The sequence below is a fragment of the Paenibacillus sp. FW101-FHT12H11 genome, from assembly GCF_058790355.1.
Genome location: NZ_JBYTCO010000003.1, coordinates 227,225 through 243,357 on the forward strand (window position 1 = coordinate 227,225; position 16,133 = coordinate 243,357).

At 36.3% G+C, this 16,133-nt stretch carries 13 protein-coding genes; all 13 read left to right on the forward strand.

All coding sequences use genetic code 11. From position 1 onward, the window contains the following. Window positions 1-23 precede the first annotated feature (23 nt). The 13 genes from AC3WTJ_RS11235 (at window position 24) to AC3WTJ_RS11295 (ending at window position 15,966) form a co-directional block, all read left to right on the forward strand. A complete protein-coding gene (locus tag AC3WTJ_RS11235) occupies window positions 24-944 on the forward strand; it encodes a carbohydrate ABC transporter permease (RefSeq protein ID WP_492521790.1) in 921 nt (306 codons plus the stop codon). Window positions 945-977: 33 nt separating this feature from the next. Beyond that, window positions 978-1,799, forward strand: coding sequence for a carbohydrate ABC transporter permease (locus AC3WTJ_RS11240; protein WP_492521791.1), 822 nt, complete (start codon window positions 978-980; stop codon window positions 1,797-1,799). Between the two features lie 97 nt (window positions 1,800-1,896). After that, a complete protein-coding gene (locus AC3WTJ_RS11245) occupies window positions 1,897-3,678 on the forward strand; it encodes a sensor histidine kinase (protein WP_492521792.1) in 1,782 nt (593 codons plus the stop codon). Further along, window positions 3,671-4,456 (forward strand): response regulator transcription factor, encoded by a 786-nt coding sequence (locus AC3WTJ_RS11250; RefSeq protein ID WP_164819508.1) that lies wholly within the window; start codon window positions 3,671-3,673, stop codon window positions 4,454-4,456. The genes AC3WTJ_RS11245 and AC3WTJ_RS11250 overlap by 8 nt, the downstream gene beginning before the upstream one ends. Continuing rightward, complete coding sequence (locus AC3WTJ_RS11255; RefSeq protein ID WP_492521793.1) at window positions 4,449-5,750, forward strand: ABC transporter substrate-binding protein; 1,302 nt, start codon at window positions 4,449-4,451, stop codon at window positions 5,748-5,750. The genes AC3WTJ_RS11250 and AC3WTJ_RS11255 overlap by 8 nt, the downstream gene beginning before the upstream one ends. 167 nt (window positions 5,751-5,917) lie before the next feature. Beyond that, the gene (locus tag AC3WTJ_RS11260) at window positions 5,918-6,628 is read left to right on the forward strand and encodes a hypothetical protein (RefSeq protein WP_492521794.1); all 711 of its coding nucleotides are present in this window, start codon (window positions 5,918-5,920) and stop codon (window positions 6,626-6,628) included. 124 nt (window positions 6,629-6,752) lie between these two features. Continuing rightward, window positions 6,753-7,391, forward strand: coding sequence for a TnsA endonuclease N-terminal domain-containing protein (locus AC3WTJ_RS11265; protein WP_492521795.1), 639 nt, complete (start codon window positions 6,753-6,755; stop codon window positions 7,389-7,391). A gap of 11 nt (window positions 7,392-7,402) precedes the next feature. Beyond that, on the forward strand, window positions 7,403-7,591 hold the full coding sequence (locus tag AC3WTJ_RS11270; protein WP_492521796.1) for a hypothetical protein: 189 nt from the start codon (window positions 7,403-7,405) through the stop codon (window positions 7,589-7,591). 18 nt (window positions 7,592-7,609) lie between these two features. Beyond that, window positions 7,610-9,535, forward strand: coding sequence for a TnsB C-terminal domain-containing protein (locus tag AC3WTJ_RS11275; protein ID WP_492521797.1), 1,926 nt, complete (start codon window positions 7,610-7,612; stop codon window positions 9,533-9,535). Between the two features lie 11 nt (window positions 9,536-9,546). Then, window positions 9,547-10,527 (forward strand): TniB family NTP-binding protein, encoded by a 981-nt coding sequence (locus tag AC3WTJ_RS11280; RefSeq protein WP_492521798.1) that lies wholly within the window; start codon window positions 9,547-9,549, stop codon window positions 10,525-10,527. A 389-nt stretch (window positions 10,528-10,916) separates the two neighbouring features. After that, window positions 10,917-11,726 carry a hypothetical protein gene (locus AC3WTJ_RS11285; protein ID WP_492521799.1) on the forward strand — a complete coding sequence of 270 codons (810 nt, stop codon included), beginning with the start codon at window positions 10,917-10,919 and terminating at the stop codon, window positions 11,724-11,726. 273 nt (window positions 11,727-11,999) lie between these two features. Beyond that, the gene (locus AC3WTJ_RS11290; RefSeq protein WP_492521800.1) at window positions 12,000-14,996 is read left to right on the forward strand and encodes a KAP family P-loop NTPase fold protein; all 2,997 of its coding nucleotides are present in this window, start codon (window positions 12,000-12,002) and stop codon (window positions 14,994-14,996) included. Between the two features lie 328 nt (window positions 14,997-15,324). Then, window positions 15,325-15,966 (forward strand): hypothetical protein, encoded by a 642-nt coding sequence (locus AC3WTJ_RS11295; RefSeq protein ID WP_492521801.1) that lies wholly within the window; start codon window positions 15,325-15,327, stop codon window positions 15,964-15,966. The last annotated feature ends 167 nt before the right edge of the window (window positions 15,967-16,133 follow it).

Consider the following 16,133-nt stretch of genomic DNA (forward strand, 5'->3'; position numbering starts at 1 on the left):
TACACCAAGGAGAGGAGCTTCCCATGAACAGCAATGCCTCGCCACAAAATGTACGCCGGCAAAATAAGATACAAAACAGCCTATTTTTACTATGGTTTATCGGTCCGGCGCTGCTCGTCTACTTGATTTATGTGATTTATCCCATCTTTGCTACTTTTTATTACAGCATGTTTAAGTGGAGCGGAATTCAGACTGAAAAAACGTTCATTGCGTTACAAAATTACGTAACTCTATTGTCGGATAACGTTTTTTGGATGACGGTTTCTAATAATTTACTGCTGGTTATCGCTTCCGTTGTTACACAAATTCCGCTCGGACTCGTTATGGCGCTTATTTTGTTTGCTCCGCTAAAGGGCATGCGGTTGTTCCGAACCGTGTATTTCCTGCCTTTGCTGATGTCAACCGTAGCAGTAGGGATTTTGTGGTCGCTGATCTACGATCCGATGTTCGGCGTTATTAATAAAACGTTGGAGGCTATAGGGCTCGGCTCGTGGCAGAACGGTTGGCTTGGAGATACGAAAACCGCTTTTATCGCAGTTATCATCACCATTTGTTGGCAGTACACTCCGTTTTATATGATTTTGTTCCGAGCGGCCATTTCCGGAATCCCGACGGACATCTACGAGTCGGCTGGCATTGACGGCTGCAGCGGCTTTAAAAAGTTTTGGCATATTACACTGCCGTTAATTAAACCAACGATTATTACTTCCTCGGTTTTATCAGTAATCGGCTCGTTAAAATATTTTGATTTAATCTTCGTCATGACGGAGGGTGGTCCCTCCAGCAGTACAGAGCTAATGGCCACATATATGTATAAGATGGCCTTTTCCCAATTCAATATGGGATACGCGAGCTCCATCTCATTTACTATGTTTGTTATCGCATTTGTGGTTGCATTAATCATTTTAGCAGCGGATAGATCACGCGCAAAGGCAAACCAATAGAAATATGACATAGATAAAGAAAGGGTGATCACTATGCCTTCCGTAATAAAGTATACAGGGCTTTATTTGATAGCGGCCATTCTGCTGGTTTTTACAGGCTATCCATTTATATATATGATTGCAACTTCTGTGAAAACACAAGAGCTGTTTTTTCAAAATCCAACTTCTCTCTGGAGTAACTTTGTGTTTGAAAACTATGCGCTCGTGTTTAAGCTCGGAATCGATCAATATTTTATCAATAGTATATTGATCTCGGTCGTTAGCGTGCTTGCCGTTATTTTATTATCGGCTATGGTCAGCTTTCCCTTGTCCCGCATAAGATTCAAGTTGAACCGGCCTATCTACTATGTATTTCTTGCAGGCATGATGATTCCGGTGCATACCACATTGATCCCGGTTTATCTTCTTACAAAGGAAATCGGATTATATGATTCGTTGTGGGCGCTATTGGGGCCGTATATTTCATTTAGCCTTCCGGTTTCGATCATTATTTTGACACAATTCATCCAGGAAATTCCGCGCGAGCTGGATGAAGCGGCTATCATGGACGGAACCTCGCAGCCGGCATTATTTTGGAAAATCATACTGCCATTGCTTGCTCCGGCGCTTGCGACGATAGGGATCTATAATTTTATTCATATATGGAATGAATTTGTTTTTGGTTTGGTGCTTATCACAACACCTGAAAAAATGACACTGCCGCTCGGTTTACGTGCGTTTTACGGTGAGTTTTCCGTTAACATTCCTGGAATCATGGCTACATTGACACTGGGAACCTTACCGCTGCTAATCGCTTATTTTCTTTCGCAGGAAAAAGTGGTCAGAGGTTTATCAGCCGGCGCAGTAAAAGGATAAGTTTCCGACAGATAAATATAAGTAGTTTGCAAACCATTCCTATGATGTATACTATGGGGTATGGTTCTTTTTGCTAGGAATAAAGGATGTGTTTAGCATGAACAGGATTATAGGCGCCTTGCAATTGAACCGGACAAGAGTGCAAATCTTACTTGGCTTCCTGCTGGTTATGATGGTTGTCCTGTCCATTGCAGGCGGATTGGTTTACCGTTCAATATCCGAGTTGTTGGTCCGTAATGCTGAATCCTACGTAGGGGAAACAACCAAGCAGGCCAGTGCCCGCTTGGATGCGGTGCTTGCACAGGTTGACACGCTTAGCTTGCTGCTGATGACGGATGCCCGGATCCAACAGTTATTGTACAAAGTTAAACAAGGAGAAACCGTAACGGTTGACCAAAAGCTGTCGGTCCGGCCTATTTTGATCAATTTGATGACCTTTTCCGACCTCATTCAAGGCATTGAGCTGTACGCGGGCGATGAGCCGTTCTATCCGTTGGAAAACCAAAATTTATTGGAACGCATCGGCCAGGAGGCTGCTATTTTCGCAAATTTGAAAGAAGGGCAGCTTGTATGGGCGGACACAAAGCAGAAGGAGAATGGTCACCTTCTCGCTGTGCGGCAAATTCGGTTGGAGGATGACTATCTGGCTGGAGGAGGATACATTGTGTTCCGAATCAGCGATTCACTTCTGGACTTTTTTAACACGGAGTTCTCTTCAATCAAGGGAAGCACGATGCATTTGTACGACCAGCATCAACAGCTTGTCGCATCCAGCTCTCCCTCGCTGCTGACATCGGTAGATCCGTCTTTCTTGCTTAGCCCGGCTCCGCAGGGGACTCATTCCATCATTAATATACACGGGGCGGATTATCTTAAGATTATTCGGCAGTCAACGGAAACCCACTGGTCCATTCTCATGCTTGTTCCTGTAAGAGCGATTACAGAAGGGCTGCTTGTACTCAAGCAGGCTTTACTTTGGTCGTTAATTGTCGGCGTTGTTTTCTGTCTTTTGCTTTTGTGGATACTTTCCAGCTTTATTACAAAGCCGATCCGCAGGCTCAGAAATAAAATGCGCATTCCGTTCCTCGGGCTGCCGCATCTGAATGAAGAGGTCTATTTTAATTTTGAAATGAATGAGTTGAATATTTCTTATAACAATCTTGTCCGGGAATTGCATCAGCTGGTGCAAACGGTTTACGAAAAGGAACGCCTCAAAAACCAAGCGGAAATCAAAATGCTGCAGGCGCAAATTCACCCGCATTTTTTGTTCAACACGCTCGAATCGTTATATTGGACACTGATAGATAAACAAGAGGAAGAAGGCGCCCAGACGGTTATTGCCTTATCCAAGCTGTTCCGGTATACGATACATGCTGCAGACAAAGATGATTGGGTGAGCTTAACAGACGAAATAGAGCACTGTCAGCGTTATATGGAAATTATGAAATACCGCCTCGGGCATCGTCTAAATTGGCAGTTTCATATCGAACCGCTGACCCAAGAAGTAAAGGTTCCCAAGCTGTTGATTCAACCGTTAATAGAAAATGCGATACAGCATGGGATTGAACCGAAGATTGGAAATTCATCGCTGCTTGTCTGGATACGGTCCATCGAAAAGGATGGGGAAACCTTGCTAGGTATACAAGTTAAAGATGATGGCGTAGGAATGGAACGGCATGTTCTTGAAGCACTCAAAAACCGATTGGAATCATCCGGCCGGCCGGATACATCTTCCAAATCAGGCATTGGCCTCTTAAACGTACAGCAGCGTATTAAGCTTTATTACCGCAATCATTATGGAGTTTACATTCAAAGCAGCCCGGAGCAAGGGACTGTTGTGGATCTATATCTTCCTTACGGAGTTGAACGCGATGTCTGAACTTCCTTGTATTCTTATAGCCGAAGACGAGTTGCCTACCCGAAACGGCATTATGAAAGCGCTACAAACTTGGTCGGAAGGAAAAATCAATTTGCAAGTGGCGGAAAACGGGATGGAAGCCTTTCACTACCGAAAAACAAATCCAGTGGATTTACTGATTACGGATATCCGGATGCCCGGTTTAAACGGGATACAGCTTCTCGAAAGACTGAAGAAGGAAGGCTTGCAGACAAAGTCCATTCTGCTTACGGGCTATGCGGAGTTTGAATATGCCAGAAAAGCGCTGACTCTTGGCGCGGTGAACTATATTCTGAAGCCCGTCGAATTCCAAAATTTAATTTCGGCCGTCGAGGAAGCCTTTGAAGAGAACAAGCTGTGGAAACGGGTCAACCATGATTCTTCCTTCATTGTACCGCAGGTGCTTAACGATTCAATCCGTAAGTCTTTAGTCTATATTTCAGCCGAGTTGTGGAATCCGTCTCTTGGGATCAAGGATGTTGCCGAGCATATTCATTTGAACTCCAGTTATGTTTCGGTGTTGTTTAAAGAGGAAACCGGCTATACGTTCAGTGATTACTTGACCCGGCTGCGGCTCTTCAAAAGTAAGGAATTACTGCTTGGAACCGATATGAAAATATACGAAGTAGCCGAACGTACGGGGTTCAGTTCTTCTAAATATTTCGTGAAGGTTTTCCGTGAGGCGGAGCTTTTGACTCCCAAGGAGTTCCGCAATGAACATAAAAAAATGATGAATAAGAGCGGGTTCGGCCATGAATAGAACGCATAAGCTAAACATGTTGATTGCAGCCGTGCTGTTAGTCACTTTATTATTTACTATATACGGCAGGAGGGATGTTCCTAACATTTCCCAGTCTCCACCGGCAGCGCCTTCCGTTTCTTCGGCCCCGGTAAAAATTACGTTCTGGAACGTCGAGACCAATGACCTTAGACAAGCTTTATTAAATCAAAGCATCCAAGCCTTTAACCAGACTCATAAGGATGTTCAGATCGTGCCTTATTTCTATGAGGTGGAAACTTATAAAGCCAAGCTTAAACTGTCTATGATATCTGGAAAAATGCCGGATTTGTTTTATTATTGGACAGGCGAGTCGTTTAAGTATATGGTAGATTCCCAGATTATAGCGGATTTAACCGAGAAAATGCAGGAAAAGCCCGCTTTTATGAAACAGTTTTATCCGGAAGCGCTGCAATATGCTACTTATTATGACCGGTTGTATGGGCTGCCACACACAACCAGTCATGTCGTGTTCTGGTACAACAAACGAATATTCGCTCAATATGGCATTACGCCTCCGCAAACATGGGATGAATTAATGTCGGCTGCGCAGCAGTTATTGAATAACGGAATTCCGCCGTTTACCGTCTCCGGCAAGGAGAGATGGCCACTTCTCAATTGGTTCGCTTATTTGTCCAACCGTATGGGAGGCTCGACTCCTTTTCAGCATGCAACAAAGAAAACAGGTGACTTTACCGATCCCGCCTTTTTAGAAGGGGCTCAGTTATTCCGCGGCCTGATTACGGCAAAAATGTTCGTGCCTGGCTTTTTAGGCTTGGACGGGCCGAAGGCCGAGGATATTCTTTTAAAAGGTGAATCGGCCATGTACTTGCAAGGCGATTGGGTTGCGGAAAAAATGCTCAGTAATCCGGACATCGGCTATTTCCGCTTTCCGACGGTTCACGGCAAAGGAGATCCTCAAGTCTATTACGGAGGTTATTCCTCAGGCTGGGCCATTTCCGCAAACAGCAATCGGGATGCGGCCTTTGAGGTGCTTTCTTCGATGTTTAGCATGGAAGAGAGGAAGAAGGTTGTTGAGGCAAGCGGGCTGCTCTCTACAGTAGAAGTTATGCCTCTTGATAGAAATAATATGAACCCACTCGTATACGATTTTGTTACCTTTATTGAAAAAGATCCCGTCGATTTTTTCGGTTATTATGACCAAGAAATCGATCCCCACAGATCTCAGCTGTTATTGAATGCTGTAGTAACGATGGCCAGTGCTCCTACGATGTCCCAGGAGGAGATCGAGAATTTATTGAAACAGATCCGGTAATCTGTATTGCATTTAAACCCAATATGTCGATAATGAATATTTGTTATTTGCTGGGTGGAGTTACATAGCTTCGTGTCCACAACCTCAAGATGATTAATAACCCTCAAGAAGATTTGATGGACGTGAAACTTAAAGGTCTTATGTCCGTAAAATAGATTAAAAAGTTCTTGGAGGTAGTTAGTATCATTTCAATTAGAAGTTGGTTACGAAATAACCAAGCAACATTATTACCAATTTTGGATAAAATCGATAAGTATATTTGGTGGATTGGATTAGTTTCAATTGGTTTTGTAACGGTTTTTGCTACCGTAATTGAAAAGTCTATATTTTTCACGGTTATAGCGTTGTTACTTTTTACACCGGTACTACTAGGATATTATATTAAAAGCAGAAATGTTTTTATCGTAAGTTTATTTACTCTTTTTGGACTACCATTATCATTGGCTACATATCTGTTGATTTTGATAATTAGCTTAGTTCCACAAATATTTACAAATCAAATTTTCACTTATTACTATTTGGGCGGTATTCCTGTGATGATGATTGCGACTTTCCTAATATTCATTAGAAAGGAGTCTTCATTGGATAAGGTTAAAGTGGCATTAGAGTACAACAATGCTATATTTGTCATTTTATTATTCATACTATTTATCGTTTCGAATTCTACTTCAGATCTAACCAAATTGTTACCGTTAGTTTCAGAGGAAACATTGAATGGGAAATCAATTTCGGATTTAAAAGAGCTCGTTTCATTGTTTTTTCAGATTGCTTCTGGTCCTTTTATTATTGGGAATACAATTATTAAATCATTAGTTGAACATATTACATATAGAAGGAATATTGCTCAAAACTCTGAGGTTCAGGTACAAATAGAATAGATAAAAATAAACAAAGAAAACACGGGCCAATTTGGTTTCGTGTTTTCTTTGTTTTTAGGTCTATATTAATTAATTCATGGCGAAACTAATTCTAACTAATTCTGGAACAAGGGTGATGTTGTAAATGGTTCAACTTTCGGCTCGTCGGATCAGGCCAACTCGAGGAAGAAATTATCGGAGCAAAATTAGTCGATCTAAAAGCCTTAGAATTATTCACACGGAAAGCTTACTCGAAAGGGATTATGTTAGAATAGCAAATTTTGATAACAAAGTATCCAAAATATCTTTCCAACCAATTGGGATAAGATTTCACTACAAAGGCAGGAGGAGAAGGTATTTTCCAGACTTCCTAATTGTAACTACGGATGGGCAACACTTTTTAATTGAGGTTAAATTGACTAAATATGTGAATACAAATCTTAATAAAGCTAAATTCGAAGCAGCAAGACTATTATGCTTAGAAAAAGGTTGGATTTTTCAAGTTATTACCGAGGAACAAATTCGCATTGGTTATCTACAAAGTAATTTGAAGTTGTTGCTTGAAGTAAAAGCACACAAAACAACGCCATCTGTAACTGAATATATAAAGACAGTTCTAAAATGTTATGGTCCTCTAACTGTTGCGGAATTGCTAAAGCATTGCGAAATAGTTGAAGCATCAATGATGATGCTAAATCTTAATAAACTTATTTATGCTCACGAAGTTATGGCAGAAGTAGTTAAAGAGCGGCTTTCACAAAAATCTTATGTATGGGTTGTTTAGGAGATGAGAAGATGGCTAGGAATAAATTTTCATCAGGAACTCTATTTATAATGGATGGCATTGAATATGTCATTATACGAAAAGAAAAACAAGACCTAATTGTTGACTTAATACAATATAAGCAACGAAAAACTTACTCTATTTACGAATTGGAAGTTGCATTTTATGAGGAACGATTAACATTCAAAGATACTGGATAACGTGCCAATAAAATAAAAATGGATTTTCAATATACGGAGGTTGAAAAAACTGAAATCGATATGAAGCTTGAGGTTCTTCATCCTGTGATCAAAGGTTATTTTCATAAGATTAAATTGGATGAGTATTTACAAACATTAAAAGATGAGAGAAATATTAATGTAAGTAAAGCCAGTTTTTATAACTGGAAGAAATTGTGGGATCAATATGGTGATGCAAGATATTTATTAAAGAGAAAGCCTGGGCCTAACCATAGAAGAACTTTGGGTGAGGTTATAGAATCCCTGGAAAGAATAATGGGAGAAAAGCTATATACAGGAGAAGAAATTAGATACAGAGACATTTATCGTGAGTATAAAGGTAGTATCAATAATATTAATAAAATGAGAGATGAAGATGATAAAGCAATTATAAGATCAGTTCAAACGATTTGGCGAATTGTTAAAGAAAAACGTGATTACTATCGACAGCAAGCAGCAAGAGATGGTGTTGTAGCAGCTAAGCTTGAGAGAGACGGCTCCAAGCCTATGGTCGAAAGACCAACCCGTCCTCTCGAAAGAGTTGAACTGGACTGGACACCCATCGATCTATTTATGGTTGATCCAAAAACAATGGATAGAAAAAAGGCTTGGTTAGTTTACGCAATTGATGTGTTTTCTGGAAATCCCTTAGGTTTCTATATCACATTTGATACACCTGATTCGTTTGCAATCAGACAATGTTTGCTTCATTGTTTTTTACCTAAGGTGTATCTCAAGAAGTTATACCCCGACGTAATCAATGAATGGACCGCGTACGGAATTCCTAAAGAACTTGTTATTGATAATGCTTCATCGAACAATTCATATAACATTGAAGAAATCTGTGAGAATTTTGGTATGGATCTTTTATTTCCGGAAGTTGCAGCAGGGCACAAAAAAGGAACAGTCGAGCGAGGGCAAAAAACGTTTAATGATATAGTTCATACTCTAAAGGGGACAACTTTTTCTAACATGTATAAAAGAAAAATGTATGACTCCAAAGGGAAAGCATGTATTACATTGCAAGCTTTTTACTATATAGCCCACATTATTTTTGTTGATATTATCTCTCACAACTGGAGTCACAGCCGGATAGGCGGTACACCACACCAAATTTGGGAAAGAGCATTTGCAGAAGATCCTAGCTTAATTAAGGAATTACCTTTTACAAAAAAAGAAATCAAATTAGCCCTTTGTGGTGGAACCAAGAAGAGAAAAATTCAATCTGAAGGAGTTACTCTCTCAGAAACATGGTTTTGGAGCGAAGAGTTGATGCAGCTTAAGAACAAAATGAAACAAGAAGGTGATGAAGATTTAGAAGTATTGGTTAGGTTTGATTTCGCTGATGTCAAAAAGGTTTATGTACAAAATCCATATGATGACAGTTATATTGAAGCTGAAATTGATCCGAATAGAATTAATGAGTATGAGAAGCATTATGATTTGGAACCTTCACTTCCAATACCTTATCAGCAAATAAAAGCAATTTGTTTATCAGAAGGGCGTAAACGACGTAAATTTGATGATACTCATATAATTCAAGCAATGGAGAATATAAAATCGATCGTCCGAGAGCAAGACGAAGATAAACGTAGAGGCTACGTTCGAACTCTTCAAGAAGAAGCAAGTATTGTAGAGGGCCTTGCGCTAGGGTCTTTTGATTATGGAAAGTTAGGATTACCAGAAGAGCCGGAGACTTTTCGCTATGTAGGTCAACTAACGGAGGAAGAACTTAGAGTGAAAAGAGGTAAATATGCAAATCAAGCTAAAGAGGTTGTAGAAGAAGCCAAAAAAGTAAACGAGTCTACTATGGTAAGTATTACCGAAGTAAATGTCAAGCCAAAGGAAAAAGCACACAATGAAGTTCAAAGGCACCAAGGTATCGATGATGATCTGCCAACATATGAGACTTCAAGGTTAGCGTAGGAGGAGTATAAATGGACGGAAATAAAGAATATAAGCGCCTTAATGGAATGAAAATAGATGAGAAGGACCTCAAAGAAAGGTTATTTGATATTGAAAGTATTGTTGTCCATCATAAAAGATTTACCGATCTTTACAATATGATACATGACTGCCATCACTTAAATGATGGGCTAGTCATCTTGGGAGATACAGGAGCAGGGAAATCAACATTATTTAAAACCTATGAATTAGCTTACCCAAGGCAGAAGAAAACACGAATAAGGAATGGTCATACAATTAGGTACGAATCTGTTCCTGTACTTAGAGTGGAGTTAGCTGCCAATTCATCTCCTTTAAACGTAGCGTCAAAAATGTTGGAGAGTTTAGGTGAGCCATTTTATAATAAAGGATCTGAAAAAGTACTAACAGGAATGCTTAAACATCAAATCGAAGACTCTGAAGTTGGAGTGGTATTCATCGATGAGGCCCAGCATATTGTCGCATCAGATACTCAAAAAGTTATATATAAGGCTGCAGACTGGATAAAACAATTTGTTAATGATGTTAAGATACCAATTGTTTTTGGTGGAATTAAGAGTAAAGCGAAGAGGATTTTTGCAGCTAATGAGCAGCTAGATGAAAGATTTCCAAATAAACAAGAGTTTAATGTATTTCCGTATTCTAATCCTGATGAACAAAAAGAATTTCGCGGATATCTTAAAGGCATCGAGGCAAAATTGCCATTTGCAGATAGAAGTAGTTCGAAAATTTTTGATCCATATCTTGCTGAAAAAATTTACTATGCAAGTTTGGGTACGCCCAGGACAATCTATCACTTACTTAGGCATGCTTCCTCAAAAGCATTGAGAGCTGGAAGTGACATTTTAGAAGAGAAACATTTATTTGAAGGTTTTGATTTGTTAACTTTTGAAACAAGGCCGAAAGTGATTAATCCATTTGATGGGAAAGTGTTTAAACTAAATGTTGCATTGGAAAAGGAAAATCCTAAATAGTCAGGAGAAGATTGAAATGAATAGCAGCTAAGGAAGAACTTTTACGTTTTTTTGTTATTAATATTTACCGCGGCTATCATTAAAATGATAGATTGTTTGAAGAAGAGAAAACAATCTAAAGATAGAGGTACCAATTCTAAATGCACTTCGGGATATCAATCGTGAGGAGAAAAAGAACTAAATGTAAAATCTAAGATATGGAGACACAGTTTAGTCTTCATTGATGACCAGTTACCAATTAAATGCTATAATATTACAATATTCTACCAGTAAAAGTACAACAAGTGAGGGCAGCCGGCCAGTTTAGACCGGCTGCCTTTTGTTGATATTTTTTTTGGAAGCAGGTTAACTTGAAATTCATTATCGAAACAAAACGGAGGTAATAATTGGTGGAAAATAATCCGAAACAGAATGGTCTTGAAGTAGAAAAAATACAAGAAAGTATAAAGATATTCCAACTGCAGATAAAAACATTTATAGCCTCAATTATCGATATTCAAAATATGACAAAGAAAATATTTGAAGGTGTTGATTTCTCATCAGTAGCAAAGGGTTTTCAAGAATTTAAAGAAAAGGTAGTTAAATATGGAGATAGCATAGATCGGTTTAAGATTTATATTGTAGAAATGGGCTACCCTCCACATTATGAAATTCTTCCAGGTGAAGTAATTGATGTAGTTGAGTTATATGAAATTGATAAAGTAAGAGCAACAACATTGATTAATAAATATTTAGTTGATAAATTTAATTCTGATGTAATTAATCAAATGTTTGATAAATGGAGAAAATCTAACTGGACAAATAACAGAATAAGTATTTTTAGCGATATTATTAATACACACAATAATGGTTTTTATAACGTTTCTATTCCAGCTACATTAGCTCAGATTGAAGGGATAATTGCACAAGGTTTTAACCATCGAGGAGAAATGAATGGTGAAATCATGAGGAGATATTTAAATGCATTACTTTTAGAAGAAGGTTCGTTAACATTTGATGATGCCTTCAAAGCATATTATTTTAAACACGTATTAGCTCACTTCCAACATGGGAAGCCAATCAGGTCTTTTTTGAGCAGGAATGCAATACTACATGGCGCTGATTGTAAATATGGAACCACTGAGAACTCTTTAAAAAGTATTTTGTTACTAGATTATTTACATGACAAAATAACTGAATATCGCGAGAATTTTAAATAAATATCCTATCAATATGAAAGGGGAAATATTCTAATTACTTCGCGAATTATTCAGTTATGGTGGAATTACGAAGTTCAAAAAAAGGAAGTTATCTGTAATACGGTTAAGAACTTTGAACAAGAGTGAACTTGGAAGTGCGAATTGACCATACCGAGTCGTATTTATATAACAAGTTAAACTATTAATTTTTTCTCGAGGGTACGTAACAGGTAAGAAGCCCTCTAAAATTAATTGAATTACATAGAATATAAAGTATTCCATGGGGGATAAAAAATGAATGAATCAAACAAGTTTCAAGAGTTATTTAAAGTAAATTATACTCTACAATTAAAAACATTCTTGTTAGGTGCATTCCTGATGCAAATTGCGTTAGGAATGAAAGTAATCGCTATAAGTTTCAAAAATAGTTCTATTAAACATCAGAACGGGATTTGGTTCTCTATAATAGTGATTCTATATGTTCTATTAACTACAGTAATTTTTGTGAAAAATCGGAAAAAGATAGGTATTATTATTAGAAGCTGGAGAGTAGATTTATTTATTGTATTGGTCTCAGGTGCTATTACAATTTATATAATAGATGGTATGTGGATAAATCGTTTCCAAAACTGGCTTATATCAATATCATGGTTGAAAATGACATTGATATTATCACTTCCGTTAGTTCTATTTGTAGCGATCACTGTAAGATATCTGCAAGTTATAATGATGAAGAAAATTGATAGTAAATCAAGTTTCTTGAGTGATAAAGAGGGAAAGAGTAAAAGTAATGATGCTTTTAAATTTTATGAGGCAGCTGGAAGATTTGCAGAAAGAGTATATAATCAAGGTTCAACTGAAAGTTTAGTTTTTGGGATTGATGCACCTTGGGGTACAGGTAAATCAACTTTTATTAATTTGTGTAAAGAGCATTGGGGTAAAAATTACAATAATAAAATAATTGTTTATACATTCGATCCTCTGAAGTTTGAAAACAGCGATAAAATAATGGAAAAATTTGTAGATGGTCTGTTGAAAGTAATCAATGATAATTTTTTTGCACCTGAAATAGAAAGTTTATTCGCAAAATATGTAAAGTTACTAAATGATTCTAAGATAACTTTCTCAATATTTGGTTTAAGGTTTGGGATGCCTTTTGATAAATCATCAGTGGATAAAATATTAGAAAAATTAGAAATAATATTACGAAGTATCGATAAAAAAATAGTTATAGTTGTAGATGATTTAGACCGGTTAAGCTTTTCAAGTATAAAGGATGTCCTATTTGTTATTAAAAAATCATTTACTCTACCTAATATATCGTATGTACTTTGTTATGATACTGAGAATATAACTGCACTCGAACAACATAAATTAGATACAGAAAAAATTATTGAGTTTCTTGAAAAGTTTATTAACATTAAGACCAGCTTATATCTTGATCAGAGACTTTTGTTGAATTATTTTACTGATAATAAAGATGAAACATTAGCCAGAAACTTATTAAGTAATCCTGAATTGGTTTCAAAAGCGGTAGAGGGGCTAAAGGATATTTTTAGTGCAAAAGACTATTATTTATATATCCCATTCATAGGTGATGCTAGGAAATTAAAGAGATTAGTTAATACAATTCTTTTACTTGAGGTTGAACAACTAGATTTTTCGAACTCAGACTTTGATAAACACGATCTTATTCATTTGTTAATTTTATTCATTAATTATCCTAATATTTTCAGGAAAATATATAACACTGAAGCACAGGGTAAGCGCGGATTTTTTTCACTTGTTGGTGAATACGATGATGATTATCCTAAAGACGAAAAATCCCATATAAAAGATATTTATAAAAACTCAATTAAATATAATCAATATTTAGCTAATTTGACCGAAAATCAAAAATTTATTTTAAACAAAATTTTCAACGTAAATCAGCGCTTAGGGAAGAAAAGTAATATTACTCAGGAACAACTAACGTCCTATGCCTGCTTCAATGGATCCAATTGGGGTTCTGCTGGCAGAAATCTTGAGCAATATCTGAATCTAATAATAAATGTATCCCGTCCTATTAAAACGGAACAGTACAAATTTTATGTGAATATAAAAAATGAAATATTGTATAAAAAAAGCATTGTAGAGGTTTTTAAACGCGATGAATTTTTGTTTTCAAGTGGAGAGGCAAATCATGAACAATTATGGCGAGTATTAGTAAATTCACCGCATCACGAATTTTCAATTGAGAAAGGAAAAGAAATTATTGGCTATGCATTAGATTCCCTATCAGAATATTCAAATCTTGAAATTCAAAGTCTTAGTGTAGGATTCCGGAGGTATACGCTTCATTTTTTCATTGGTAAATTGTTAGATAAGATTGGTTGGGTGGATGAAAGTGGACAACATTTTAATAATTCTGAAGTGAATATTATTAAAATTGCAGAGTGGATATTTGGAGAAAATCAATTTATTAATGATGGGATACTGGAGAAGTTAGCTAAGAAAGGAAAAGGAGTTCTTGGAATTTATGACTTGTTAGTATTCCGATTATGCTGTTGTACTGACAGAGGTGGAGATATGTTTAATTTGCCAAGATCATTATCAAAACACGGAAGTCCAAATAATCCCACTGAAGGATTAGTCAAGGACATTCTAATTGGGGAAATGCGTGAAATCTCTCAATATATTTTCCAGCTATTCAATAACCGATATATTGAAAGAAATATTAATATCTTCGAAGATGTATTCGGGCTTTCAGCAGAAGATATTTGTGGTAAATCAATTGACTACATAAAATCAATGATATCTGATAAAGAATTAAATGAAAAACAATTAGGATTCAAATCAGAAATGCTGTCTTTTATTATTTACCAACTAGGTAGTACTATTATTAGTAGTGGGATTCCATGTGGCTATTATGATCGTGATGGTTTTAAAGACGAGCAAAGTATAAACACCCATTTGAATAATTATCTTTTTAATATTTGTTTTAATCCCGAGATATGTGATAAAGGGTATGCCTATTTTATTTATTATCTCTTTATTAATTTCGAAACAACTTTTGGACATACCACAAAGCGCATTGCTAGTATTGAAGGTTTCTCTAAAGTTCTAGATAAAGATCAACTTAAAACTTATTGGAGAAAGCATGGAATAGCTATTAAAGAAAGACAATTTAGTTCTGATGTACAATTTATTATAGGTGATTTCAAAACAACATTTACCAGTCAGTTAGCTGCAACTTATAATGTACTGGATGAATTTATTAACCGAGAATCTATTACCATTGAATCTAATTGAATCTAAGATTTAGTTACTTGCACGTAGGTTAAGGACAGTTGAGAATATTTCAACTGTCTTTGTTCATGTTCTTAGAATCGATTGGAAGTGAAATACACAAGATTAATTCAGCATTACCTGATACATAGTAAAATTGCATATAGAAGAAAACCTTAGACTGTAGGCCTAGACTGTAGTAGTAGTGAGTAACTGAATCTCACTACATAATTCTGTCTTTCGAGTAAATCAGTTCACCGAAACACTAATAGTAACGAAAGTATAATATCTATAATTTTCCATGTTGTTATGATACTATATTGCTAAAAGAAATACTGAAGGAATGATTCATATGCGCATCTTAAATAGCTTGTCGCTTCTTCTTCAACCGAGCGAACTTTTCACAGGGAAATATCGACTATGGTCAATTAATGCCCTCTTAATTATAGGAATCGGTTATACTCTTTTTACAAATCCAAAAATAGATATTTATCAATCTATTATTGCTTTTTTAATAATAACTCCTTTCATATTAATAATTAAGCCAAAGATTATTGTGAGTAGAAACATATTATTTATGTCATTATATACCTATTTTACAGTCCCATTGGCAATTAATTTTATTATCGGTGAACAACTTAAAATATCAATATTTAACTTTCTATTTTTTGTTTTCTTATCTACCATTATTCTATTCACACTAATGTATTTATTTCATAGGAAAAGTCATCGAAACATTTATCTTAATCATGCTAAAATATCTTTGGACATTGTTCGTTTTGTATTTTTGGTTATAGTCACACTCGGGGCAGTATATGGAAAAATCCTAGATGATTTTGGTAAATTTACACTCCTCATGCCAATATTCAAGAATGCTCAGACAGAGGAGTTACGTAGCTATTTCCAACTAACTTTACAAATCATTGCAATACCTTTTATTTTCTCAACTACATTACTTAGAATTGTAGTTGATTGGTTATTATTAAAGAAATAAAAAGCAACTTACTACTTCAGGAGATTGAGAAAACCAAAGACATTTTCTTTAGACAATTCCTCAAATTACATTGGATACTGAAATCAAAGAATAAATACAAGACACAAAGGTATTTATAACTAATTAGTAAAATAAATGAAGACAGACTCCCTATTTCTGGGGGCGGG